We start from the raw sequence: 25,327 nt of genomic DNA, 5'->3' as shown, positions 1-25,327 counted from the left end.
ACCACCCACAAATTAGGGTCTTTTAATATGAATACCCTCTAATATGTGGAAAATAGAGGGGCGGCGCGGTGGAAAATGTGCCGGCACCGCGCGATTGTGCGTTGACGTACCTCGTGGGCTCTTCCATACCTTGGGACATGACAGACGATACGCAAATCTGGTCGATTTCCTTGGAAATAGCCGACCAACACGTGACGGCTTTCGAGCAGGCGCTCGAGCCGTTGGTGGATTCATTGATGTGGACGGTGGATGAACCGCGCGGCGTTCAGCGCATGCAGGGCTACACCACCACCGAGCCCGACCCGGCGACGATTTCGTCGGCGCTTGCGGCCGTGGCCGAAAGCCTGGGCATCGATGCGCCGGAGACGACCGTCGAAGAACTCGCACCGCGCGATTGGGTAGCGGAAAACCTGAAGGAATTTCCGCCCATCGATGCCGGGCGCTTCTTCATCTATGCCAGCCATGTCGAGGAACGCCCGTTGCCGGGCCGCATTCCGATGCGCATCGACCCCGGCGCGGCGTTCGGCACCGGTACCCATGCGACCACGTCGGGCTGTCTGCAAGCGATCGAAGATTTGGGCCGCCGCCATGAGTTCGTACGTCCCTTGGATGTCGGCACCGGTTCCGGCATCCTCGCCATCGCCATGGCCAAGTTGTGGAAGTTGGAGGTTCTGGGCACCGACATCGACCCCACAGCCGTGCGGGTGGCGCGGGAAAATGCGCATCTGAACGGCGTTGCGAACCTGTTGGATTTTCGCGCCGGTCCCGGTTTCAAACCGATTTCGGACCACGCCCGGTTCGATTTGATCGTCGCCAACATTCTCGCCCGGCCGTTGACGGCGCTGGCACCGGGCTTGGCGCGGCGGTTGTCGGCCGGGGGGTATGCCGTGCTTTCGGGGCTGATCGTGCGTGACGAGCGGTTCGTCCTGGCCGCGTATCTGGCCCAGGGCTTGAAGCTGAAACGGCGTTACGTGCGCGATGGTTGGCTGACGTTGGTGTTGAAAAAGCGCGGTTAGGCTTAACCGGCCTTTCGGTTCGCGCTTTGCGCGGCGTGCGTCGACGGCGTGAAACGCTCGCCGGACCCTTCCGCATACTCGGTCTTTTGCGCTTCGCCCTTTTTCGCCAACGCCGTCAGGGTTTCCGCCTGGCGCTTGCGTTGATGGCGAATTTCGGCGGCGAGTTTTTCGACATGAAAGACGTTGCTTTCGAGCTTCTGGATGCGCGTCATGGCCTTGAACAACGCCGCTTCCAACTCGCTTTGGCTGTGCGATGCACGGCGCATGACCTCGCTGGCGAAAAACAGCGCCAGCAGCGAAAGGATAAAGCCGAGAATGCCAAAAACCTGTGTCATGAGATCTGTACCGTTCTGGTCAGCGCCCGCAGATATGCGAAGTAGTCCTAACAATGACCCGCAAGGACTAAAAAAATGGTAAACGTTTGATTCAAATATGACTCTTGGGTTCGCGTGAGCGCTTGTCCTAAAAACGGCCCCACGTCAGCGCGATCAGCACCGAGCTGCCGCTGAGCACGCCGAGGCCGACGTTCTTTTTCGCGATAACGAACACCGCCAATCCCGTCCCGGCGGCGGCGAAGCGCATCCAGTCGGGGGTTGCGGCCAGGGCGCCAACGGGCATCCAGATCATGCGCACCACCAAGCCCGCCAACAAGGCGTACGTGACGCAGGTGATCCATTCGATCACCGCCGATTCCGTTCCGATTTTACCGGACAGAAACGCACCCACGGCGCGCGAGGCATAGGTGGCGACGGCCGCCAAGGCGATCGCGGTCATAGGTGTATATAAAGTCGCGTCGGTCATGGCTTGCTCGCGCGTTGGAGCCATGCCGATTGCACCCTCCGCCCCCAGGGGCTGCGCCCGACCCACCAAGCGGCCGTGCCGCCGACGAGGCCGGTGGCGATCAGGCTCCAATCCGGTGCGACCTGATACAACAGCGGGCCCAACAGCGCGCCGATCGTCAGCGACAGCACCTTGGCGACGTTGCGCAGATCGAACAGAAACAGCAGCAGAAAATACAGCGGGTTCAAAAACACCAACGCCAAGGTGATGGGTTGGGGTACCTGACCGGCGAGGTAAAAACCGATCACGGTGGCCAACGGCATGTTGAGATAAAGCGCCAAACCGTACCCGGTCAGATAATGCAGGCGCTGGTCCTGGCTGAGATCGGGCAAGCGGCGCATGGTGCCGACCCAACTGGTCGCGGCGATCAACATGGCGACGGCGTAATAGGTCCATGCCGACACCTCCGGGCGGCGCACGTGAGGCAACAACGACACCGCCAACGGCAACAGTCGAGCATTGATGAAGCCGACCGCCAACACCAACGCCATCAGGGGTGCGCCGCTGTAGGCCATTTCCGCCATGGCGATCTGGCCCGGCAACGCCCACGTCGACAAGGTCGAGAACAGCGCATGCCACACCGACCAATCGAGGTCGTGGATCATCGATCCGAAACCGACGAAGCTGGCGCCCATGACCATCATCGGCACGCCTGCGGCTTCGCGCGCGCCGCCCCAGAACGCCGCGCGCGGCGAACAAAAGGCGGATGGTCTATCGGGGGCATGGGTATCGGTCATGATGAAACTGCATGTGGGGAGGACGGGCAGAGTGTGCAACGCGACAATCAGAACCTCAATGGAAATCGTTTACGAGGTGGTGTGCGCGAACGCATGGACATGCGCGCGCGTGGGTCGTAGGCTCTGGTAGACCTAGGAAAGATATGTCCGTCAGGGGGCGGCGCCGTGGACAGTTTATTCGACATCACGCAATTGAACCAAGTGCTGAACGAGATTCAGACGTTCGTTCAAATGCATATTCTGGTGATCCCCAACTTGATTCAGTTGGCGGTGGTCGCGCTGACCTATTTGCTGGCGCGTATGGTGGCGCGGCCGTTGGTCAAGGTGTTGGACAAAATCCTCGCCGGTGCCTGGGCCAACAAGTATCGCTATCAGGTCAGCCTGATCCTCAAGCCCTTGCTGATGCCGCTGACGTGGTTGGTGTTTGCCGGCGCGACGCAGTTCACGGCGTTGCAGCTGGGTTGGCCAAGCGCCATCATCGGTATCGCGGTCAGCTTGCTCAGGGCCTGGGTGTTGATCCGCCTGATGCTGAATTTCATCGCCGACCCGTGGTGGTCGAAAGCGGTGGCGGTGTTCGTTTGGGTGGTGGCTGCCCTGGACATCGTCGGACTGCTCGACCCGACCCTAATCTTTCTCGATCGCCTGTCCATAAATCTCGGTGATTTCCGCCTGTCGCTGTTGCTGGTGGCCAAGGGCATCGTGGCGCTGGTCGTTTTGCTGTGGCTCGCCAATTGGGCGGCGCGGTTGGTGGAAAATCGTCTCAGGGGCATCGCTCAATTCACCCCGTCGCAAAAAGTGCTGATCGGAAAGCTGGCCCGGGTGTTGCTCATCACGGTGGCGATTTTGATCGCCATCAACAGTGTCGGCATCGACCTCACGGCGTTGGCGGTGTTCTCCGGCGCGTTGGGTCTGGGCATTGGTATCGGTTTGCAAAAGGTGGTGAGCAACCTGTTGTCGGGGGTGATCTTGTTGATGGATCGCTCCGTCAAGCCCGGCGACGTGGTGTCCATCAGCGGCACCTATGGTTGGATCAACGCCATCGGTGCGCGCTACGTTTCGGTGATCACCCGCGACGGCATCGAGCATTTGATTCCCAACGAAGTGTTGATTTCGACGCCGGTGGAAAACTGGTCGCATTCCGACCGCTTGGTGCGTCAGCGCCTGCCCATCGGCATTTCCTACGATTCCGACGTCAAGCTGGCGATCAAACTGGCCGAGGATGCGGGGGGCGAGTTTTCCCGCATTCTGAAAAACCCCGCGCCGCGCTGCTTGCTCAAAGGCTACGGCGACAACGCTTTGAATCTGGAACTTCGGGTGTGGATCGAGGATGCGGAAAAAGGCGTGTCCAACATCAAAAGCGAAATCTACCTGCGCATCATGGAATTGTTTGCGGAACACGGCATCGCCTTCCCCTATCCGCAGCGCGACATTCATGTCAAAGGCCCGGTGCATTTGATGTTCGACGGCACCTTGGTGCCCGACGACGAGCCGGATTCAGTCAGCGGCGCCGTCGAAGGCGGCGCGGTCGGCTTGAATGACGGCCCTCAGATCAAAGGATCGTAGGCCCATTGCAGCACCGCCTGGCGTTGGCGCGGTCGGCAAAAAACATCGGCGGGCTGGCAGTTCTTTTTGATTTGCGGGATATGGCGCGCGCCGAACGCTTTCCAACGCTTGATTTGAAAATCGTCCACGCCTGGCACGCGCCGCCCCAGGGTGTAGCGGCAATACCACTGAAACCAACCAAGCGGATCTTCGGGCGTGATCCAGCCCTTTTGCTGCCACACCTCGCGCGGCTGACCGGCGGCGACGGAAAAATAATTGAGGCTCTTGTCGAACCCATGCGTCGACAACTTGGCATTGGCGAACCAGCTTTGCGGCAAATCTTCGGGTACGCCGTTGGGATCGTCGCCGAAATACCAGCCGCCGAAAACGCCCATTTCGAGCATCTCTTGCGGGGTCAGTTGCGGGGTGAAGTTCGTGTCGCTCATGACATCTATATAGGAACTCAGATCCGGCGTTGCACCAGTTCGGCGATTTCACCGTCGCTCAGCACGACCGGATTGGTCTGCATGGACGAACCGCGGCTGTTTGCGACGATGCGGTCCACGTCGCCATCGCCGACGCCGAAAGTGCCCAGGCGCGGCAGCTCCAGGCGTTCGGTCCAATCTCTAAGCGTGCGCACCAAACCGTCGAGGGCGTCGTTACCGCGCAAGTTGTCGCTCAGCATCAGCGCGCCTGCGCGGGCGTAAACGCTCAGCGCCGGGCTCGACGGCGCGCGTTCGATCAGCGCGCGGATGTTAATGTCGGTGGCTTCCGCGACCAAGGTGCCGCACACCACGCCGTGGGGAATGGGAAACAGCGAGCCCAGCGGTTGCGCCAAGCCGTGCACCGATCCCAATCCAGTTTGCGCCAAGCAAATACCCGACATCAGTGAGGCATAGGCCATGTGGGTGCGGGCCTCTTGGGCACGCGGCCCGGTCTCGCCTTCCAGCAACCACATGTCCCAAAACCCTTGGGCGAAGCGTTCCAAACCCGACCATGCCAACGCGGCGGTCATGGCGTTGGAGCGGGTCGAGGTCAGGCTTTCCAGCAATTGCGTGAACGCATCCATGCCGTTGGCGGCGATCACGGATTTGGGGCAGGTGGTCAGCAGGTCGGGATCGACGATGGCGCTTACCGCCACCAAGGCGTCGTCGCGAAACGATTTTTTGAAGCCGTCCGCACCGTGGCGCGACAGCACCGCGTTCTTGGTCGCCTCGCTGCCGGTGCCGGCGGTGGTGGGCACGCAGATCAACGGCGTGGCGGGACCTCGATACGGCAACTCCGGCCCGACGCCTTCCAGGTGATCCATCACCGAATTGGCGGGGATGAGCAACCCCGCGATGGCCTTGGCGGCGTCCACCGCGCTGCCGCCGCCGATGCCGACCACCACGTCGAAGCCACCGTCGGCATGATCGCGCACGGCGGCGTCGACCAGTTCGGGGGACGGCTCGTCACGAACGGGAATAACGTCGAAGGCGATGGCGTGTCGATCCAGTTGCGATTGCAGCTCGACCCACGCCTGGGATGCAAGGAACGATTTGTCTCCGGTGACGAGCAAAACCTTGGTGCCGAAGCGCGAAATTTCATCCGGCAACTGCGACAGCGTGCCCGCGCCGAAGATGATTTTCGGCAGTCGTGCGATGGAAAAAGTTTCAGGCATGACGGGCGGGTCCTCTGTCGAGCTGATGGTGTGTGCGGGAATGTGTTTCGTATCAAGACCATAAACCGGACATCGGCGCGCATCAATCCATGGCGGGCACCCAAGACAGCCGACCATATAGTACAAATCCCTTATGTCGCCTGTGTTATAATCACTCTAAGCTATCTGTAAGACGCTGTTGGGATGAAGCGGGATGCAGGTCAGAGACACCGTACTGAGATGGCTTGAAGAGTTCGGGCGTGGCGCCCGCATCGTGTTTGCGCTGGCGGTGGTCGTATTCGTGTTGGCAGTGACCGAGTTCGTCGCTTCTCTCAGCACCGGCAAAGCCATCGATCAAGAGCGCGCCGACGTGGTCGAGGAACTGTCACTGATCCGCGCACGCCTCGAAGGCGAAATCAATTCGACGCTCTATTTGACCCGCGGCATGATCAGTTATGTCGCCACGCATCCCGATCTGACCTGGAACGATTTCGAACCACTGGCGATGGAGATGGTGACGGCGGGCCGTCACATTCGCAATCTCGCCCTAGCGCCGGACAATGTCATCGAATTCATTTATCCCCTTGCGGGCAATGAACGGGCGTTGGGGCTCAACTACCGTGAAAACGCGCAGCAGTGGCCGGCCATTCAGCGGGCCATCGATTTGGGCAACACCATCGTTGCCGGTCCGCTCAAACTGGTCCAGGGCGGCGAAGGACTGATCGCGCGGACACCGATCTACGTGCAAGACCGGACGGCATATCCCGTCGTACCGCCTAAATTTTGGGGCATTGCGGCGATCGTCATGGACACGCCATCGCTGTTTTCGACAGCGGGCGTGGCGGCGCGGGTCGGTGATTTGAACGTTGCGCTCAGGGGCAAGGATGGCCTCGGTGCGGAGGGTGACGTATTCCTCGGCAATGCGGAGTTGTTTTCCACCCCTGGTGTGGTAACGCAAACTGTGACATTGCCGAACGGCGCGTGGCAGATGGCGGCGGCACCCGCAGCCGGATGGGGGGCATCGGACAAAACCTCGCTTGCGGTGCGCGGTATTGGCATCGTCGTGGCGCTGATCTTTGGCGGACTGGTGTATTCTCTGCTGTCGCTGGAACGGCGCAATCGCGATTTGGCGCTGCACGATCATCTGACCCGTTTGCCCAATCGGCGTTTGATGTATGACCGCCTGAACCAGTTGGCGGCGCTCGGCGACCGTTCCAAATTCGGTTTTACGCTGCTGTATATCGATTTGGATGGCTTTAAACCGATCAATGACGAGTTCGGCCACCATGTTGGCGACAAGGTGTTGGTCGAGGTCGGTGAGCGACTGATGGCGTTGACCCGAAAGTCAGACACCGTGGCCCGCGTGGGCGGTGACGAATTCGTGATCGTTTTGCCGGGCGTCACGGACGCTTCGACTTTGGATGGCGTTTTGAAAAAGCTGCATACATGCCTTAACCGCCCCATGAAGCTGGGCGAACGGGAACATATTGTGCAGGCCTCTGTGGGCGTTGCGCGGTTCCCCGAAGATGCCGACGATGTCGAGCGTCTGGTGAATTTAGCCGATAAGAATATGTACATGGAAAAAAACACCAACGTGGCGAACCTGCGCGTCGTTTGAGCGTCCTGCACATCAGCCTTTCTTTCCGCCCCAATCATGCTTATTTAGACGGCATGATGATGTTTGCTTCGCGTACGCTTGGAATCGTGGTGTCGGTTGGGGTGCTGTGCAGCGCCTCCAGCGTGTCGGCGGCGGTCTGCGCAGCGCAATACAGCACTTTGGTCGAGGTTCGCCTGATTGACCCGGCGCCCAAGGTGGTGACAACCTCAAGCCTCCACCAGATCAACTCCAAAGCCAAGGCACACGGTTTGCTTAAGCGTAACAATTTGGTGTTGGGCTTGACGCAAAGCGAGGTTGAGACGTCGCTTAACATCGGCTTTCGCGGCTACCAGCAGGGTGGGCGCACGTGCATGACAGTCGATCGCGTCGACGTCAGCTTCGGCCACAGTATGCTCGACATTCAAGTTCCCAAGGAATACGCGCGGGGCAGTTGTCAGTACACCACGGTGCTCAAACACGAAATGGAGCATGTACGCGTCAACCGCGAAGGCGTGCGCAAGTACGCCAAGATCCTCAAACGCGATCTGGCAAAAGCAATGACTGGGTTCAGCCCTCGTGTGGTCCATACCATGCAGAGCGGTCAGGCCGAAGCGCAACGCGTATTGCAAAAGGTCGTGAACCAACTCACGACGCAGTTCCACAAAGAGATCGATGCGCAACACGCTCTGATAGATAAGCCAGGCGGTGCATATGACGCATCTGGCGCCTGTGGTAACTGGTAACTCATTTATAAACAAATCGATGCCGGCAATTCATCTTACTAATTAATGGTTGTGGGACTTTCATATTCCGCGCAGAGCCTATATCATCCCCCAAGATATAGAGTTGGTGATGAATTGCATTTGGGGATCTCATGGGCAGTTTTAGAACAACCTATTTATGCCTTCAGATGACGGCGTTGGTCACGCTCGTATGTGCGTCTTGGTTGCACATAGGGGAAGCCGATGCGCAAACGTCGGCATCTGCTGCGCAACACGCAAGCTTAGCGTCCGTCGATGTCCAGAGCCTATTGAAAACCGCCCGCTCCGGCGATGCCATCGCTCAATTGAAAATGGGCGACCTGCATATGCAGGGGCGCGGAGTTTTGCATAACTACAGTTTGGCGGCGGCTTGGTACAGCAAGGCCGCCAAAGGCGGAAATGCAAAGGCGCAGCGCAAACTCGGCCTGATGCATCTGCGCGCCGAGGGCGTGGCGTTGTCGTATCCAGACGCCATCATGTGGCTGGGCAGGGCCGCGCACGGAGGCGAACTGGCGGCTTTTCAGGATCTGTATCACCATTACACATCCGTGGAGCCGGACCCGGCGGCGGTACAAAAATGGCAAGAGGTCGAAGCAGGCCTCAAGCAAAGCCTCGAGCAGGACAACGAAAACTTTGCGGAGCTTTTGGACAAAGCCAAAGCCGGCGATGCCGTGGCGCAACGCCGGGTGGCCTTACGCTATGAAAAAGGCCGTGGCATCAGCCGTGATTTCGCGGCTGCCAGGGATTGGTATCTGGCAGCGGCGGACCAAGGCGACGTGCGTGCGCAAGACAATCTCGCCGACCTCTATCTGGCGGGGACCGGTGTGGAAAGAGATTCGGCGCGGGCGGCGCGTTGGTATCAAAAAGCTGCGGACCAGGGGTTCGCCCGGTCTCAATACAGTCTCGGTGTTCTCTACCTAAAAGGCCTAGGCGTAGAGCAGGATGCGGAACGTGCGGCAGACCTGTATCGACAAGCGGCAACAAGCGGTTATGCCCGGGCGCAAACGGCGTTGGCGCGTCTTTACCGAAGAGGCGAAGGTGTCGAAGAGGATCAGGGGCAAGCCTTCAACCTGCTGAAAACTGCCGCTCTGCAAGGCTTTGGTCCGGCGCAACGAAGCCTCGGCGTTATGTATCAATTCGGCTATGGCACCGAAATCGACGATGTCGCCGCCGTGTCGTGGTACCAAAAAGCCGCCGAGCAAGGCGACGCCAAGGCTCAGGAAAATCTAGGCTTCATGTACCAGGCGGGGCGTGGTGTGGATAAGGATTATGGCCTGGCTATGGAGTGGTACAGGAACGCCGCGTCGCAGGGTTCGGCTCGGGCGCAAAACAAAATCGGCGTGATGTATCAATTCGGCAAGGGTGTCGGGGCCGACGTTGAGGAAGCGCGCCGGTGGTATCGATTGGCTGCCGATCAGGGTTACAAACAAGCGCAACTTAATCTCGAAGCATTGGGAGAAGTCCAATGATGACTGGGGTGTGGGCAAGGGCGAAGACTTTTTGCCGCAACGAAGACGGGGTTACGGCCATTGAATATGGCGTCATCATCGTCATGATTTCGGGCTCGCTGTTGTTTGCTTTGCCGCTGTTGGGATCCAACATCTACAATCCTTTGAACGAACTGGCCTCGGCGATCGACAATGGTGGCGGTGGCGCCAGCAGCGGCGACGACAGTGAAGGCAGCGACAATTCCGATGACTCCGGAGACGACGGTCATGGTGACGACGACGATGACCACGGCGACGACGATGAGGGCGACGACGACCACGAGCACGACGACTAAAGGTGTGGTTTTCGTGCTAAAGGTATCGCCTTGAAGTCGCAGGTATGAGATACTCTGGCTACAATGAAGTTCGATTTCGAACCATCTTTGCAATGGGCCGCCGGACACACCTGTGAGGTAGATTCTCCCAGGCGGTTTCGTTCGTCCAGATGGTTATTGTTGGCGTTTGGCGTTCTGTGTTTAGGGCTGTGTTTGGGCCAGCCGCACAGCGCGTGGGCGGGTAAAGACAAGGGCGATGACGATCACGACGATCGCGACGAAATCGAGATCCGCGAGAAACAGGAACTGAAATTTTCCACCATCGCCAGCAGTTATGCCGGGCCGGGAACGGCGACGGTCAGCCCCGATGGTATCTTGACCACCGGCGGCACCGCCGTTCATCTGGACGGCAACCCGCGCGCAGCCGAATTCAAGATCGAAGGGCGGAAAAATGCCACCGTCTTCATCACCCTACCCACGACCGTGACGGTAAGTGGCCCCGCCGGTTCGGCGCTGTTGACGAATTTCGTGTCCAGTCCGCCGGCCGGTGCTGCGCAGTTGGATGGAAGGGGTAAGTTGACGCTGAAGATGGGCGCGACGTTGAATATTCCTACCGGTCAGGCGGGCGGAGAATACAGCGGCGATTTCACCGTATACGTGGACCCCCAGTAGAGGCTGGATCCTCAGTTTAATGCAAGATCGGACTCTGCCAGCACCTTGCCGCCCTCTTCATCCGTTTCGCGGTAATTGACATGAAGGGTGCCGCCCGGTTTGAGGGTTACGCCATCGGGCACGCGCAACGTCATGACGACCCGGCGCTTGGTGTTGGGGGTGTAGACCGCGACGCGGCTTATGCGTCCGACAACGATTTCCTCGCCACCATTGGCGGGGCGGTAGATTGCCATCAAGTCGCCAAAAGCCGAACGGTCGCCCGCGCGGGTCAGCTCGATTTCCAGTTTCTGCGGCTCGGTGTCGGTGGCAGCGCTCAGTACCAGATTGCTCATCCCCGCGTCGGTGCTCAGCTTTCCATTGCGCACGATGATGGGAATGGTGACGCCGTAGATCGGGACCAGTTGAATGCGCAGTTCGCCCTTTTCCAGCGGCGTGTCGTCGGTGACGCTCCGACCGGCGTCTTCGGGTGGCACAGCGCGAAAGAACATGTGAGAGCGATATTCGCCGTCGGCCAGATTGGCGGGTTTGCGCAACGACAAACGCACCACTTGGGTGGCGCCTGGGGCAATGTCGATCTGACGCGGCGCGTAGCGGATCAGATCCTGGGCCGAAGACGGGATCGAAGACGGCGGGGTTTCTCCGGGCACGGCTTGGCTCATCTGTCCATTGTCGTCCATGCTCATGTCAATCAAGGAGATGCGGAAGGTCGCCGTCGCACTGCCGCGATTGGCCAAGGTTACCTTGGCTGACCGGGTGCGATCTTCGAACACCACGCGGGTGGGCGATACCACGAGATCGCCACCGCCTTGCGCTTGGGCGGAGAGCGGACCAGCGATCGCGGCCCCCGCTGATAAGAACGCCAGCCAAAGCAAAACCCGTTTCATCATGGTATCCATTATCCTTACAGTCTCATGGTCGCATCCGGGGCGCATCTGGTTCGGACCGATGTCCAGTCTTGCGCTAAGGCGCTAACAATTTGTGATGGGGGCTGGCGGGTTTGTCAATCAGTTGTAGGAAACGAGAATGTTAAGAAAGCCGTTTGAAACGGCTTGCACGCCGAAAGGATTGACCTTGGGCATGCCGACTTTTTCGGCAGGTGTGCCGTTTGGGTCAGCCTGTGAAATATTGGGTTCCCCGCCCGGACCGGTGTCCATGGTTAAGTCCAGTTGCAGAAACTCGGTGAATTTAACTTGCGCGCCGACAGCAAACACCGCCGTGCCGTCCGCGCCGATGGTCGGCGTGGTGCCGGCATTGTGTTCGAAGGAAACGAATTGCACCTTGCCTTGTTTGGACGTCGCTGAACCCGGCTGCGGCACGCTGATCGAGAATGTCTGGTCGGGAATGCCGGAAATGCTGAACAAAGCCGGTTGCATACGTCCCAGGCCGTTGTCCGTCTGACCGCTGGCCGTTTGCATTTGAATGTTGTCGGGCGAAACGTTGATCACGGTCGAGCCCGAGGCCGGCCGTTGCACGCCGATTTGAAAATTAGAAAGGGCCCCCAGCGTCGACGGCGATGCCACCACCTCGACGGATGCAACCCCACTGGTTCCCGCCGCATCGACGATCAACGGCACACCGACGGCAACCTCCACGGCCAAAACGGCCACGGCGATTGTGACGGATCTGGAATATGTGCGTTGCCCGAACACGTCAGGTAGCCTCATGTCGTCAGTCAAACGGAGTGTGGTTTGAAGCGTTCTTTCAACTATACCCTCAAACCGGCCGCATTTTCGATATGATTCTCGGAAAACGCGCTTTCAACAGGTCTGGCGGAAATGCATATCGAGCGGGAACAACAAGTTGCTCCCGCTCGATCGCGATGAAACGCGAAACCCGTGCTAAATCAAATCAGCCGCTTAGTAGTTCACGGTGATGTTGTAGGTACCCGTATAGGCGCCTGCAGGTTGGTTCGCGGAAACGTTCAAGGTCGCGCCGACGTTTACGGTCGCGGTGCCCGTAGCGGACAACGTGCCCGCGCCACCGGTGAGGTTGGTCGCGAAGGTGTCGACCGTCATCGTGTTGGCGCCGCTGCTCAGCGTGGCGGACGGATCGATGGTGACGGAGAACGCGGTGTTGACCGCGCCGGACACCAAGAATGCCGCCGGAACGGCACCGCCGCCGAAGTTGGCGACACCGCCGCCATAGGTCACGGTGCCCGCAGGGGCGACCACAACGGTGCCGGCCGTCGCGGAAGCGGTGACGGAACCGAAGCTCAATCCGGTGGTTTCAGCGATGGAGATCGGAGAGGCGATGGTCGCGCTAGCGGAACCACTTGCGCTGTTGGCCGCCAGGGCCTGAGTGCCGGTGAAAGCAATTGCCGCCAGCGCGGCAATCGCGGAAATCTTGGTCGTGTAGCTCATAAAAAATCCTTTTAGCATGGGCCGCCTAGGTTTCATCTAGTGTACGTTCGGCTCAAGCTTCTGCTTCCATTGCCACACGTTGTAACTGCTTTGTTTTGATCTGCTTCTGCATTTTTCAAGAGCACTTGTTGCACCGCTTATACACGCGCTTCCTGACATCAACCTGACAAGAAACGGCGAATTACACTTTTATTTCAGTAAATACTTTTTTAAGGAATTTCATAGGCGTCCGTAACTCACAGGAGGTATTCAGGTTTTCCTGCGCACACCCATCGATGCAGAAAAGTCCTCTGCAAAATTCTGTCAGCTAGATGTCAGTTCCGTCGGTTAGATTGAGCGCACATGAGGCGACTGAGCGGATACCGCACCCATAAAAACGTTCCCCTCACCTTGCTCGGATTCGGCTTTGCCGTTTGCCTCTGGGCAGGGTCGCCCACGTGCGCGCTGGCGCAAGCGCCAGAACCGCCGCCGCCGGTGGCATCACCGGTGCCGCCCGTGACCATGACAGACGAAGGCGCTGGCAACCGAAATGCCGACGCTTTGGGACTGGAGGTCGATGGACGCAATCTAACCGCACCGGACAGCGGGGCCGCTGCCGACACGGCAAACGACGACTTCGATCCCGATGCCAGTAAAATCGTGCATCGCTCTGACGACGAAATGCTGCTTTTGGAAATGCGTCTGGGCGGCGAGATTCTCGCCGACGCCATGCTCGGTTACCTGAACGGTTCCAGCCTGTTGCTGCCGCTGCGCGACGTGGCGGAAGTTTTGGAGTTTCCCATCGGCGTCGATCCGGCCGCGGGCACCGCCAACGGCTGGTTCATTCAAGAAAACAAACTGTTTTACCTAAATGTGCGCCGCGCCAACGTGGTGGTCGAAGGGCGTCAATCGACCTTCGACGCGGGGTTGGTGGAATTGCACCCCGACGATATTTTTGTCGATATTCGGTTGTTGTCGAAGTGGTTCCCGCTCGATATTCGGTTCGAGGTCTCCAAGCTGACCGTCGAGGTTCAGTCCCGCGAACCGCTTGCGGTGGAACGCAAGCTGGCTCGCGACGAATATCGCAAACGGATGTTCGGGGCGAAAAAGCAAACTCAAGATTTACCGGAAGCCATTATCCCGCACAAATTGGCGGACTGGCCGATGCTGAGTTTGGATACCAGCACCCGCCTCAACAAACCACGCGGCGCCAGCGCCAGCTTTTTTACCGACTACAACCTGTTGTCGTCGGCTGACCTGGGTTACGCCAACGCGGAACTGTTTGTCGCCGGCACCAGTAAAGACAAGGTCACGGGCACCCGCCTGAAGTTCGAACGCAAGGATCCAAACGGCAAGGTCTTCGGTGAGAGCCTGGGCAAAACCCCGATCACGGAAATGTCCGTGGGCGATATTTACACCCCGGAAATTCCATTGGTGGCGCGCACCCAGTTGGGACGTGGGTTCAAGGTGTCGTCCAAGCCGCTCGGAAGTCCGACTGAATTCGACAAGATCACCCTCGACGGTGATTTGCCGATCGGCTGGGAAGTCGAGTTGTACCGCAATGAAGTGCTGATCGCGTTTCAGGCCAGTTCCGTCGATGGCCGATACAGCTTTGGCGACGTGCCGCTGTTGTTCGGCGTCAACGTGGTGAAGCTGGTGTTCTACGGACCGCAAGGCCAGACCCGCGAAGAGATTCAGCAGTTCCGTGTCGGCGAGACCTTGGTCAAGCCCGGCGAGGTGCAGTTTCGCGTCAGCGGCGCCCAACACGACAAGCGCCTGCTCTATAAAAAAAGAAACACCGTCAAGGACGTCGACGGCGACATGCGCATGTTCGGCGAAGCGCAATTGGGGATCTCGAAAAACATTTCCATTGGCGCCAACGCCTCGATCGTTCCCGACGAAAGCGGTCAGCAACGCTATGTCGGTCTCAGCGCGGGCACGTCATTGGGCGATATCTATACCCGTGCCGAAGTCACCAAGCGCCAGGGCGGCGGAACGGCGGGGCGGTTGTCGGCGCAAACCTCCGTGGCGGGCGTCAGCGTGATTGGTCAGCATGACCGCTATTACGATTATTTCAGCGAATACATCGCCAGCAGCGGCGATCCTTTGACCAGCGTGTCGAAGCTGCGCCTGGATGGTTCAATCCCCGAATCGGTGATTCCCCGCATCCCGTTCGGCATCACGCTGGAACATTCGGTGCGCGAGTCCAAGGCCACCGAAACGCGCCTGACCAATCGCATGTCCCAGGCCATCGGGCCGGCCTCGGTGACCAATTCCTTGAACGTGGCCTACAACCGCAGCGCCGATGGCAGCATCGACAAAAGCGCCAGCGGTTCGTTGCTGGTTGGCGGGCGTATCGATGCGTTTCGCGTGCGCGGTTTGGTCGGCTATTCCATTGCACCGCTGAAAGAAATCAGCTCCATGTCGCTCAGCGGCGATTGGTCGATCAATAAGACCTACCAAGGCAGCGCGAACGTCACCCGTACCTTGGGCGACACCCCCGGCACGGCGTATTCCCTGGGCGTGAACTCGTCGTTTGATCAACTGTTGGCGGGCTTGGCGTTCGACTACACCAGTGCGCGGGAAATGGTCGCGAAGCTGACGTTGAACTTTTCCCTGACCCGCGACCCCAACACCGGTTCCATCGACATGGCGCGCGGCAACATCGCCAACAAGGGCGCCGTGGCGTCGAGGGTATTCTTGGACAACGATGACAATGGTGTGTTTTCCGATGGCGACGAGCCGCTTGAAGGCATCGGCTTCACCGCCAACGATGCGCCGTTGAAAGGGCGCACCGACAAGGACGGTTACGCCTACGTCAACGGCCTGGAGCCATACCGCGAAATGGACTTGAAGGTCGATGTCGCGACGCTGGGCGATCCGTATTGGATTGCCCATCCGGGTGGCGTGCGCATGGTGCCACGTCCCGGCACCACGGGACGATTCGATTTCCCCATCGTGTCCACCGGCGAAATCGATGGATCGGTGTTTCGCATCTGGAAAGAAGGACCCGGCAGCGTGTCGGGTGTAGTGGTGCAACTGTTGAAAGAAGACGGCACCGTGGTACGCGAGTTGGAAACCGCATACGACGGCTTCTTCCTGTTCGATTTCGTCGCGCCGGGGCTCTACACGCTACGCGTCTCGCCGGAGCAGTTGCAAAGTCTGGAACTCAGCGTCGACACCGAACGCACCATTCAAATCGACGGTGGCGGCACCATCGTCAGCGGCCAGGATTTCGTCTTGAAATAAGTCCCCCTGCAAATAGCGCCCCGTGCAAAGGGCGTTGATGTGCTACACTGAAAGGTGGAGATGGAACGCAGGAGGTGCGTGATGTTAAGCCGACGCTTGAGTGATAAGATCATTGCCGCCCACAAAATCGCGTGTGAGGAAAAGAAGCACGAAATCGCTTCGCTGTTGTTGGAAGCCTTGGAATACGATCTGTCGTCGATTGGCGGCGATCACCCGGAACACCGCGTGTGGTCGGAACGGATGGAAGGCGCGTTCGCGCTCCATGAGCAGGTCTTCAAAACGATCAAAAAATTCTGAGCGGGGGGAGCTCTCTATAGAAGGGCTCTGCTGCACAATTTGTACGATTATTGATGCGGGGCGTTGGATGACCCTAATCCTTGCGTCGTCATATCCGTGCAACATGGACCTGAGAAGATGCCCGGCGTGAAAAACGTCGAGTCTTCATTTCTAAAAACCGTTGGGTTTCAACAGCTCACCCCAGAAAAATACCATATTGCGGTTGCCAATGCTCATTCTCGGACATACGCTAATAGGCGGGTGGATCGGTTGCTCACGTGTGGTTGCGCGAGATGCCGGTCACGGAGGAACGCAGGACTAGGGGATACTGCAGAGGGCTGCCTTTACCCAACGAACAATTGACACACACAATCGTTAGATCCGGGGCCTCATCCCTAATGGCGACACCCGGCGGATTTCACAGAGTCTGTTTTTGCATCACGTCAGCGTGAGCAAAGCGGGCCGTATGCGTGCAATGAGTAATTTCCACTTTTGGGAGGAGTTCCAAATGTTCAAACCCAAAACCCACTTTCTCACCGGCGTTCTGGTGAGCACCGGACTGATTCTGGCAGCCGCCTCGGCGCAGGCCGAAACGCTGCGTCTTCTCACCTGGGGCGGGTATGCTCCGGAAAAGGTCGTCGAAATGTTCAAGGCCGAAACCGGCATTGACGTCGAAGTGACCAACTCCAATAACGAAGAAATGATCTCCAAGCTGCGCGCCACCGGCGGCGCGGGCTTCGATCTCGCCCAACCGTCTCAGGACCGCATCACCAGCGCGCAGGCGGAATACGACATCTACAAACCCATCGATCTGGCTAAGATCAATGCCGCGCAGATGATTCCGTCGATGCTCGAAGGCACCAAGAAAAACACCTCGTTGAACGGCGCGGTCTATGGCGTTCCTCATGTGTGGGGCACCAGCGCGCTGACGGTTAACACCACCAAAGCGCCTGATGTCAAAGACTACTTGGATCTGTGCAACCCCAAATACGCGGGCAAAGTGACGTATCGCATGAAACGTCCGACCTTGATCGCGTTTGCGTTCTCCATGGGCATGGATCCGTTTGCGGCCTACAACGACAAGGCCAAGTACCAAGATATCCTCGACAAGGTTCAGGCCAAGCTGATCGAATGTAAATCCAACGTCAAAGCTTACTGGACGGGTGGGGATGCGTTGATCAACCTGATTCGTTCCGACGAAGTCGTCGCCGCCATGGCATGGGACGGCTCGGGCTGGAAAGTGAACGCGGAAAAGCCTGAAGTGAAAACCATCGCTCCGACTTCCGGTGCGCTGGGTTGGATCGACACCTTCGCGTTGCCGAAAAAGACCAAGGCCGAAGACGCTGCTTACAAGTGGATCAACTTTGTGATGCAGCCCAAAATCGCGGCCATGATCACCGAAGCGGCCGGTAACTTCACCGCCGCCAAGGATGGCGACATGTATGTCACCGAAGCCAAGCGCAAAGTCTATCAAGACACGTTCTCGGCTGCGGCCATCGACAACATCAAATGGTATCCGCCGGTTCCTGCCGGTTTGGAAGACATGGAAGGCAAAGTCCTCGACCGCGTGCAAGCGGCGAAGTGATCTGAGCTTTCAAGCCTAGGATTGGCGCGGGGCGTTTTTACGTCCCGCGCCACTGTCTTATTTATTGAGCCATTTTTTGTTTTGCCTGAACGCCCCGGGGGACCGATGTCTGACACCGTCGAAAGCTATGATCTGGAATGCCGCAATTTGGTGCGCCGTTATGGCAGCTTTACCGCCGTCGACAACGTTTCGTTTGGCGTTCCGCAAGGCGACTTCTTTTCCATTTTGGGCCCCAGCGGCTGCGGCAAGACCACCATCTTGCGCATGATGGCGGGCTTCGATCATCCCACCTCCGGCGATATCTTGATTAAGGGCAGTTCGGTTCTCGACGTGCCGCCGAACAAGCGTCCGGTGAACATGGTGTTTCAACACCTAGCGTTGTTTCCGATGATGAGCGTGGCGGAAAATATCGCCTACGGTCTGGTGCGCAAAGGCCTGCCGAAACACGAAATCGCCGAGAAAGTGAAATCCGCGTTGGAACGCATCGATCTGCCCACCTCGGGCGACAAGGCCATCAAGCAACTGTCGGGCGGCCAAAAACAGCGCGTCGCTATTGCCCGGTGCTTGGTGTTGGAACCGGCGGCATTGTTGTTGGACGAGCCGTTGGGCGCGCTGGATTTGAAATTGCGCGAACACATGAAGGTCGAACTGAAAAAAATGCAGGATCAGTTCGAAACCACCTTCGTTTACATCACCCACGATCAGTCCGAAGCGTTGGTCATGTCCAACCACGTCGCGGTGATGAACGCCGGGCGGTTTGAACAAATCGGCACCCCGCAAGAACTCTATTACCATCCCACCACGGCGTTCGTCGCGGGTTTCGTCGGCGACAGCAACCGCTGGCACGGCACGGTCGAGCGGGCCGACAAGGACGGCGTTAAGGTCGTATCGTCCGACGGCGTTGAGCTGCTTGCCACGCCAGCAGGCGATGTCGCCCTGAATGCCGGCACCGAGGTAAATATTTTCGTCCGTCCGGAATCGGTGGTGTTGGCCGAAAGCGCCGAGCGGATCTCCGCCATGGAAAACCGCATCGAAGGCGAACTGGTGAGCATCCTGTTCAACGGCGCAAATTCCCGCGCCCTGATCCGCGACCGCGCCACCGGCGGCGAGCTCGATGTGGCGCTGCCGCAAACGGGCGAATTCTCGACGCTCAATCGCGGCCAGCACGTCTATCTCGGTTGGGGCATGGCCCAAGCCAAGGCGTTCGCCGCCACGGGTGACGGGGCCGAGGACGACGGGGGCGCGATATGAACTTAAGAGCCGCCACTCAACTCAGCTTGTTTTTGTTGTTGGCGCCGCTGCTGGTGTGGTTGATCGGCCTGATCATCTTGCCCCACGCCGACATGTTCGCCATCTCCTTGCGCGAACGCGTCGCGTTGCGGACTTACGAATTCAGTTTCGCCAACTACACCGAATTTTTCACCGAACCGCTTTATTGGCGCACCTTCGCGCGCACCGCAATCATGTCGACGTTGGCCACGGCGCTAACGCTGCTGATCAGCTTTCCGGTATCGTATTACATTGCGAAAATGCTGCGCGGACGGCTCAAGGCGTTCTTGTTTCTGCTGTGTCTGGTGCCGTTTTGGGTCAGCGAGTTGGTGCGCACCTTCGGCTGGATGATTCTGCTGCGGGAATCGGGCGTATTCAGCAATCTGTTGCAATGGGTGGGGCTTGCCGACGGGCCGGTGGAGATGCTTTATAACGACGCCACCATCATGGTCGGCCTAGTCTACACCTCGATGCTGTTTATGGTGGTGCCGCTGGTGACCACGCTCGACAGCCTCGAAGATGCGCAAGTCGAAGCGGGTTACGATCTGGGCGGCAACGCTTTTTCAGTGTTGCGCACCATCATCATTCCCCACGCCATGCCGGGCATCGTGTCGGGCTGTATCGTGGTGTTCATGCTAACGCTGGGCAACTATCTGACGCCGGTGCTGCTGGGCGGCAAAGACAATTTGTGGTTTACGGCGCAGATCTACACCCAGTTCATCACCCGGTTTAACTGGGAACTGGGCGCGGCGTTCGGGTTCTTGCTGCTGGGTCTGTCATCGCTGATCGTGTGGACGGGGTTGAAGCTCAGTCGTCAAACTCTCACAGAAACCATGGGGTAGGAGCGTGTCATGATCCCTTCAATCCCCCAACCGAAAAGCTTTCGCGCGATGTACGCCGCCTACATCGTGATGTTCTTCGTTTATCTGGTGATGCCGCTGGCGGTGGTCGCGATCTTTGCGTTTAACGATTCGATGTTTCCGTCGCTGCCGTGGGGCGGCTTTACCATGGATTGGTTCTTTAACCCAACGGAACCGCGATTGGGCTTGTTTCACGACGGGCGCTTGCTGGAAAGCATCTGGACGTCGTTTTTCATTGCCTGCTGGGTGACGGTGCTGTCGGTTGCGGTGGGCACGACCAATGCGTTTTTGTTCGAACGTCGCGATTTTCCGTTCAAGAGCTTTCTGTATATGCTGATGTTGTTGCCGTTGGTGGTGCCGGGGGTGATCTTGGGCATTTCCATTTTGGTGTTTTCCAGCACCATCGCCAACTGGTTGGAAAACAGTTTTGGCATCGATGTGGAATTTTTGCGCCCCAGCACCTTCTTGGTGATTGTCGGCCAATTTTCGTTCATTGCCACCATCACCACCTTGGTGATCGCGGCGAGACTGCGCAAGTTCGACACCGCCTTGGAAGAGGCTGCGCAAAGCTTGGGCGCGTCGCGTCTGACGGCGGTGTGGACGGTCACGCTGCCGTATTTGAAGCCAGCCATCATCGGTGCGGCGATCGTGGCATTTTTGATGTCGTTTGAAAACTTCAACACCACCTTGATGCTGGTTGGGTCCGATCAGCCTTTGACCATCGCCATGTACGGGCGCTTGCGCGAAGGCTCGACACCGGAACTGAATGCGCTATCGTTGCTGTTGATGGCGGTATCGGGCGGCTTGGCGTTGCTGAGCGTGTTTGTACAGCGCGAGAAGGATTGATCCCGATCATCCCTGGCGCGCAAGGCTTAAAGAGCGAGGGACTGTAAATGCAAAAGATCGGTATTATCGGCGCAGGGGCATTCGGTACCGCCATGGCCACCGTGGCGGCCCGTGCGGGACGCGAGGTCACGATTTGGTCCTATGAGTCCGAAGTCGTCGAAGAGATCAATTCGCGCCACACCAACAACACCTATCTGTGCGAAGTGCCGCTTGACCCGAACATCCGCGCGACCCGGGATTTCGCCGCGGTCTGCGATAACGATGCGGTGTTGATCGCGGTGCCGACCGCGTTTTTGCGCTCGGTCGTATCCCAAGCCGCCGCCCACTGGAAAACTGGGGTTCCGGCCTTGATCTGTTCCAAGGGCGTCGAGCAAGACACCTGCAAACTGATGGCCGACGTGGTTCGCGATTGCCTTGGTCCGGACGCCGTCATCGCCACCATGGGCGGGCCGACGTTCGCCGCCGAAATCGCCCGCGATTTGCCCGCCGCGACCTTGGTCGCGTGCCCCGACACCGGCGTCGCGGAACGCTTGGCTCAGGCCTTGGCCTCGCCGCATTTTCGCACCTACGTCAGTGACGACATCGTCGGCGCGCAATTGGGCGGGGCGACCAAAAATGTCCTCGCCATCGCGTGCGGCATCGTCACTGGCAAGGGCCTGGGCGACAACGCCCGCGCCGCGCTGATCACCCGCGGGCTTGCGGAAATCAATGCGCTGGGCATGGTGTTGGGCGCAAAAAGCCACACCTTGATGGGCCTGTCGGGATTGGGCGATTTGACTTTGACCTGCAATGCCATGCAATCGCGTAATTTTTCGGTCGGCTATCGGTTGGGCCAAGGCGAGACGTTGGAACACATTCTGGCGGGACGCAAAACCGTCGCCGAAGGAGTGCACAACGCCGACACGGTCGCCGAACTGGCGCGGCGCAATATGGTCGATATGCCGATCTGCCTGGCGGTCGAAGCGGTGCTCACCGTAGATGCCGACTTGGACGCGATCATCCACGGTTTGCTGTCGCGCCCGTTGGTCAACGAATAAACGCGCAGGGGCGTGAGCGTGGCAAAGGTCGCAATCGTAAAACCGGCATTGTTCGCTCTGGCGGTCATGATCTTGGCGGTCATGGCCGTTTGGCAAGGCAGCATCTGGTCCGATCGCGTGGTGGTCGATGATCTGGGCGCGGTGGCGAAGGAGCGCCTGAATCTTTACCAAAGCACGCTGCATGCGGCATTGGCGAAATATCGCTATCTGCCGTTTCTCGTCGCCCGCGACGACAGCGTGAAAGCGCTGTTGTCCAATCCCATGCACAGCGACGACACGTCGGCGAACGCCAGTCGTGCGCTGGTCGCAATCAACGCCAAGTCGGGTACCGATGCTTTGTTCGTCATGGACACGGAAGGCACCACGGTGGCGGCGTCCAACTGGCAAGAGCCCCTGAGTTTCGTGGGCCGCAATTATTCGTTTCGGCCCTATTTTCACGACGCCATGCAAGGAGGCGAAGGCGGCTTTTTCGCCATCGGCGCGACCACAGGGGAACCGGGATATTTCATGTCTCACCCGGTGCGGAACAAACACGGCATCGTCGGCGTGGCGGTGGTGAAAATCGACCTTAGCCCGCTACAGCACGATTGGCGCGACGGTGGTGAAACGGTGTTCGTATCCGACCACAATGGGGTGATCTTTCTGTCCAGCCAGGAGCGGTGGAATTTTCGCACCCTGGCCCCGTTGTCGGATGGCACGAGGACCCTGATTCACGAACAGCAGCAGTACCGAGGGCAAAGCCTGGATGTTTTGAACATCAAGTACGGGGCCATCGCCGACGCGGACAGCGTCGCGATCGACGGGCGGCGCTACCTGCATGCGTCGCGTGCCCTGAACGATTTGGGTTGGCGGCTGCATTATCTGTCGCCCGTCCAGCGCGTCGAAGAGCGCCGACAAGCGACGTTGCTGCTGGGCGGTGCGGTTTTGATCTTGCTTGCGACGCTGTTGCTGTATTGGCGCGAACGCGAACAAAAGATCATTTCGCGCCGCCGCGCGCGCGAAGCCGAAAAGTTTTCTGCCATCAACCAACAGCTTGAACTGGAAATCGAAGAACGCCGCAGCGCCGAAGCGGTGTTGCGCGAAACCCAGGCGGAGCTGGTGCAAGCCGGAAAGCTGGCGGCACTGGGCAAGATGTCGGCGGCGATCGCGCACGAAATCAATCAGCCCATCGCCGCGATCCGGACCTTCAGCGCCAGCGCACGGTTGATGCTGGAAAAGGGCATGAGCGCAAACCTCGACAAGACGCTCGGAGAAATTTCGGCGTTGACCGAACGCATGGGCGTGATCACCGGACAGTTGAAGACCTTTGCCCGCAAAGCACCGGTGCGCCTCGATCCGCTCGATGTGCGCGACGCCATCGTCAATGTCGAAAAGATCATGCAGCTACAGGCCATCGAAGACGAGAGCGAATTGGTGGTCGAGATGCCGGACAGCCCGGTGATCGTCAAAGCCGACATCGTGCGTCTGGAACAGATTTTCATCAATCTGCTGCGCAACGCCCTGGATGCGGTCCGTGGCCGGGCGGAACGAAAGGTTGCCTTGACGCTGGAACGATCCGAGACGCACGCCAAAATCACCGTCGAAGACACCGGCGAAGGCGTCGGGAGCGACGTGCAAGAGCGCCTGTTCGATCCGTTCTTCACCACCAAGGAAGTCGGCGACGGCGTGGGGCTGGGTTTATCGATCACCTATGGTATCGTGACCGACTTGGAAGGTGACATTCGCGTCGCCAACGCGCCGTCCGGCGGCGCGGTGTTCGTGGTGAAGCTGCCTTTGTACGAGAAAGACAATGACTGACGACATGCCGCAGAACTCGGGTCTGATATTCCTCGTCGATGACGAAAAGTCGATGCGCGACGCCACCCGTCAATGGCTGGAACTGGCCGGGTTCGAGGTCCACGATTTCACCCGCGCCTCGGCCGCGTTGGAACGCATCGATCAGGGGTTTCGCGGGGTGCTGGTGTCCGACATCAAAATGCCGGGCATGGATGGGATCGAACTGCAAAGCCGGGTGCGTGAGTGCGATCCCGACATCCCGGTGATCTTGGTGACGGGCCACGGCGACATTGCCTTGGCTGTGCAGGCCATGCGCGCAGGCGCGTATGATTTCATCGAAAAACCGTTTGCCCCGGAACACCTGCTCGACATCGTGCAACGGGCGCAGGAAAAACGTGCACTGGTGCTCGACAATCGTAACTTGATGCGAGATTTGGCGGCTTCGGAAGGACTGGACGGGCGCTTGGTCGGCCACAGTCCGGAAATGCGGCGCTTGAAACGCGAAATCGTCGATTTCGCCCCGACGAACGCTTCGGTGCTGATCAGCGGTCCAACCGGCAGCGGCAAAGAGGTCGTCGCGCGCTGCTTGCATGACTTGGGCCCCAATCCCGATGGTCCCTTTATCGCCGTCAACTGCGCCGCCATCCCGACGCAAATGGCGGAAAGCGAGTTTTTCGGCCACACCCGGGGCGCCTTTACCGGCGCGCAAGCCTGCCGTCAAGGCAAGCTGGAAGCGGCCAACGGCGGCACCTTGTTTTTGGACGAACTGACCAGCACGCCCATGGACGTGCAAGGCAAGCTGCTGCGCGCCCTGGAAGAACACGTGGTGGTGCCGCTCGGCAGCAATAAAGAAATTCCCGTGTCGTTCCGCTTGGTCGCGGCCATTCAAGAAGACCCGGAAGAAGCCGTACAGTCGGGGCGGCTGCGCAAGGACCTGTTTTATCGCATCAGCACGATCGCGCTCAAAATCCCGGCGTTAAATGCCCGGCGTGAAGACATCGGGCTGTTGTTCAAGCTGTTTTCGAATTTGGCCGGCGATGCCTATGGGCGCGAGGTGCCCATACTGGACGCCGTCGGATACGCGGCGATGATGGCCCACGATTGGTCCGGCAATGTCCGCGAGTTGAAGAACGTCGCCGAACGCTTCGTGTTGTCGTCGCTTCCGCTTGAAGATCGTTTGGCCCATCTTCTCAATGCCGACGAGCAGGTGGTTGCGGATGGCAAATTGTCGCTGGCCGAACAGGTGCGCCTGTATGAAAAGAACTTGCTGCAAGAAGCCTTGACGCGTCACGGCGGCAATATCTCCGCCGTGATGGAGGACTTGGCGATCCCCCGGCGCACGCTGAACGAAAAGATGATGAAGTACGCCTTGGCGCGTCATCCGGACAAGGTCGAATAGGCGGATTTTCGCCGATTAAAAGGGCCCTTGTCGGCGGTTCATTGCCGATAGCGCGGCCTCGCCATGATAATATTCAGTAAAATCAATTGTCTAATTGTTTTCTGTGTTGGCCCGGCTTTTGCGAT

The 25,327-nt window shown here is 58.8% G+C and carries 24 protein-coding genes; 16 read left to right on the top strand and 8 right to left on the bottom strand.

The annotated features are described in order from the left end of the window. Positions 1 to 137 precede the first annotated feature (137 nt). Positions 138 to 1,016 carry a 50S ribosomal protein L11 methyltransferase gene (locus tag VIN96_RS16350; RefSeq protein ID WP_331897698.1) on the top strand — a complete coding sequence of 293 codons (879 nt, stop codon included), beginning with the start codon at positions 138 to 140 and terminating at the stop codon, positions 1,014 to 1,016. Between the two features lie 2 nt (positions 1,017 to 1,018). On the opposite strand, the gene VIN96_RS16345 is transcribed toward VIN96_RS16350, so the two are convergent. The 3 genes from VIN96_RS16345 to VIN96_RS16335 form a co-directional block, all read right to left on the bottom strand. Then, a complete protein-coding gene (locus VIN96_RS16345; RefSeq protein ID WP_331897696.1) occupies positions 1,019 to 1,351 on the bottom strand; it encodes a hypothetical protein in 333 nt (110 codons plus the stop codon). A gap of 127 nt (positions 1,352 to 1,478) precedes the next feature. Then, entirely contained in the window at positions 1,479 to 1,841 is a 363-nt protein-coding gene (locus VIN96_RS16340) for an AzlD domain-containing protein (protein WP_331897694.1), read from the bottom strand. After that, positions 1,814 to 2,593, bottom strand: a complete 780-nt coding sequence (locus VIN96_RS16335) for an AzlC family ABC transporter permease (RefSeq protein ID WP_331897693.1) — start codon at positions 2,591 to 2,593, stop codon at positions 1,814 to 1,816. The genes VIN96_RS16340 and VIN96_RS16335 overlap by 28 nt, the downstream gene beginning before the upstream one ends. Before the next feature lie 165 nt (positions 2,594 to 2,758). Between VIN96_RS16335 and VIN96_RS16330 the strand changes: the two genes are divergently transcribed. Next, positions 2,759 to 4,156 carry a mechanosensitive ion channel family protein gene (locus VIN96_RS16330; RefSeq protein WP_331897692.1) on the top strand — a complete coding sequence of 466 codons (1,398 nt, stop codon included), beginning with the start codon at positions 2,759 to 2,761 and terminating at the stop codon, positions 4,154 to 4,156. Here VIN96_RS16330 and VIN96_RS16325 read toward each other — a convergent pair. Together VIN96_RS16325 and VIN96_RS16320 are read right to left on the bottom strand one after the other, a co-directional pair. After that, positions 4,138 to 4,581: a hypothetical protein gene (locus VIN96_RS16325; protein ID WP_331897690.1), complete on the bottom strand. Its 444-nt coding sequence runs from the start codon at positions 4,579 to 4,581 to the stop codon at positions 4,138 to 4,140. The genes VIN96_RS16330 and VIN96_RS16325 overlap by 19 nt on opposite strands. Before the next feature lie 17 nt (positions 4,582 to 4,598). Next, a complete protein-coding gene (locus tag VIN96_RS16320) occupies positions 4,599 to 5,795 on the bottom strand; it encodes an iron-containing alcohol dehydrogenase (protein ID WP_331897688.1) in 1,197 nt (398 codons plus the stop codon). Positions 5,796 to 5,988: 193 nt separating this feature from the next. Here VIN96_RS16320 and VIN96_RS16315 point away from each other — a divergent pair, with 193 nt between their 5' ends. The 5 genes from VIN96_RS16315 to VIN96_RS16295 all read left to right on the top strand — a co-directional run bounded on the left by VIN96_RS16315 (position 5,989) and on the right by VIN96_RS16295 (position 10,566). After that, on the top strand, positions 5,989 to 7,392 hold the full coding sequence (locus tag VIN96_RS16315; RefSeq protein ID WP_331897686.1) for a diguanylate cyclase domain-containing protein: 1,404 nt from the start codon (positions 5,989 to 5,991) through the stop codon (positions 7,390 to 7,392). A 53-nt stretch (positions 7,393 to 7,445) separates the two neighbouring features. Next, complete coding sequence (locus tag VIN96_RS16310; protein WP_331897684.1) at positions 7,446 to 8,114, top strand: hypothetical protein; 669 nt, start codon at positions 7,446 to 7,448, stop codon at positions 8,112 to 8,114. A 167-nt stretch (positions 8,115 to 8,281) separates the two neighbouring features. Continuing rightward, the gene (locus tag VIN96_RS16305; RefSeq protein ID WP_331897682.1) at positions 8,282 to 9,601 is read left to right on the top strand and encodes a hypothetical protein; all 1,320 of its coding nucleotides are present in this window, start codon (positions 8,282 to 8,284) and stop codon (positions 9,599 to 9,601) included. Beyond that, a complete protein-coding gene (locus tag VIN96_RS16300; RefSeq protein WP_331897680.1) occupies positions 9,598 to 9,915 on the top strand; it encodes a Flp family type IVb pilin in 318 nt (105 codons plus the stop codon). The genes VIN96_RS16305 and VIN96_RS16300 overlap by 4 nt, the downstream gene beginning before the upstream one ends. 192 nt (positions 9,916 to 10,107) lie before the next feature. Further along, positions 10,108 to 10,566 carry a DUF4402 domain-containing protein gene (locus VIN96_RS16295; protein ID WP_331897678.1) on the top strand — a complete coding sequence of 153 codons (459 nt, stop codon included), beginning with the start codon at positions 10,108 to 10,110 and terminating at the stop codon, positions 10,564 to 10,566. An 11-nt stretch (positions 10,567 to 10,577) separates the two neighbouring features. Here VIN96_RS16295 and VIN96_RS16290 read toward each other — a convergent pair whose 3' ends face one another. The 3 genes from VIN96_RS16290 to VIN96_RS16280 form a co-directional block, all read right to left on the bottom strand. Next, a complete protein-coding gene (locus tag VIN96_RS16290; RefSeq protein ID WP_331897677.1) occupies positions 10,578 to 11,453 on the bottom strand; it encodes a fimbrial biogenesis chaperone in 876 nt (291 codons plus the stop codon). Positions 11,454 to 11,570: 117 nt separating this feature from the next. Further along, positions 11,571 to 12,230, bottom strand: coding sequence for a DUF4402 domain-containing protein (locus tag VIN96_RS16285; RefSeq protein ID WP_331897676.1), 660 nt, complete (start codon positions 12,228 to 12,230; stop codon positions 11,571 to 11,573). Between the two features lie 192 nt (positions 12,231 to 12,422). Beyond that, complete coding sequence (locus VIN96_RS16280) at positions 12,423 to 12,926, bottom strand: DUF4402 domain-containing protein (RefSeq protein ID WP_331897674.1); 504 nt, start codon at positions 12,924 to 12,926, stop codon at positions 12,423 to 12,425. A 342-nt stretch (positions 12,927 to 13,268) separates the two neighbouring features. Between VIN96_RS16280 and VIN96_RS16275 the strand changes: the two genes are divergently transcribed. The 9 genes from VIN96_RS16275 to VIN96_RS16235 all read left to right on the top strand — a co-directional run bounded on the left by VIN96_RS16275 (position 13,269) and on the right by VIN96_RS16235 (position 25,202). After that, positions 13,269 to 16,154, top strand: a complete 2,886-nt coding sequence (locus VIN96_RS16275; RefSeq protein ID WP_331897672.1) for a hypothetical protein — start codon at positions 13,269 to 13,271, stop codon at positions 16,152 to 16,154. An 81-nt stretch (positions 16,155 to 16,235) separates the two neighbouring features. Continuing rightward, positions 16,236 to 16,451 (top strand): hypothetical protein, encoded by a 216-nt coding sequence (locus tag VIN96_RS16270; protein WP_331897671.1) that lies wholly within the window; start codon positions 16,236 to 16,238, stop codon positions 16,449 to 16,451. A 487-nt stretch (positions 16,452 to 16,938) separates the two neighbouring features. After that, a complete protein-coding gene (locus VIN96_RS16265; protein ID WP_331897669.1) occupies positions 16,939 to 18,015 on the top strand; it encodes an extracellular solute-binding protein in 1,077 nt (358 codons plus the stop codon). A 105-nt stretch (positions 18,016 to 18,120) separates the two neighbouring features. Beyond that, positions 18,121 to 19,266 carry an ABC transporter ATP-binding protein gene (locus VIN96_RS16260; RefSeq protein ID WP_331897667.1) on the top strand — a complete coding sequence of 382 codons (1,146 nt, stop codon included), beginning with the start codon at positions 18,121 to 18,123 and terminating at the stop codon, positions 19,264 to 19,266. Beyond that, the gene (locus tag VIN96_RS16255; protein ID WP_331897666.1) at positions 19,263 to 20,126 is read left to right on the top strand and encodes an ABC transporter permease; all 864 of its coding nucleotides are present in this window, start codon (positions 19,263 to 19,265) and stop codon (positions 20,124 to 20,126) included. The genes VIN96_RS16260 and VIN96_RS16255 overlap by 4 nt, the downstream gene beginning before the upstream one ends. Before the next feature lie 9 nt (positions 20,127 to 20,135). Continuing rightward, entirely contained in the window at positions 20,136 to 20,990 is an 855-nt protein-coding gene (locus VIN96_RS16250; RefSeq protein ID WP_331897665.1) for an ABC transporter permease, read from the top strand. Between the two features lie 47 nt (positions 20,991 to 21,037). Next, positions 21,038 to 22,027, top strand: a complete 990-nt coding sequence (locus VIN96_RS16245; protein ID WP_331897664.1) for an NAD(P)H-dependent glycerol-3-phosphate dehydrogenase — start codon at positions 21,038 to 21,040, stop codon at positions 22,025 to 22,027. An 18-nt stretch (positions 22,028 to 22,045) separates the two neighbouring features. Further along, positions 22,046 to 23,824: a sensor histidine kinase gene (locus VIN96_RS16240; protein ID WP_331897663.1), complete on the top strand. Its 1,779-nt coding sequence runs from the start codon at positions 22,046 to 22,048 to the stop codon at positions 23,822 to 23,824. Beyond that, the gene (locus VIN96_RS16235; protein WP_331897661.1) at positions 23,817 to 25,202 is read left to right on the top strand and encodes a sigma-54 dependent transcriptional regulator; all 1,386 of its coding nucleotides are present in this window, start codon (positions 23,817 to 23,819) and stop codon (positions 25,200 to 25,202) included. Before VIN96_RS16240 ends, VIN96_RS16235 begins: the two co-directional genes overlap by 8 nt. Positions 25,203 to 25,327: the final 125 nt, after the last annotated feature.

The sequence above is a fragment of the Magnetovibrio sp. genome, from assembly GCF_036568125.1.
GTDB lineage: Bacteria > Pseudomonadota > Alphaproteobacteria > Rhodospirillales > Magnetovibrionaceae > Magnetovibrio.
This window is presented reverse-complemented; position numbering and strand designations above follow the sequence as displayed.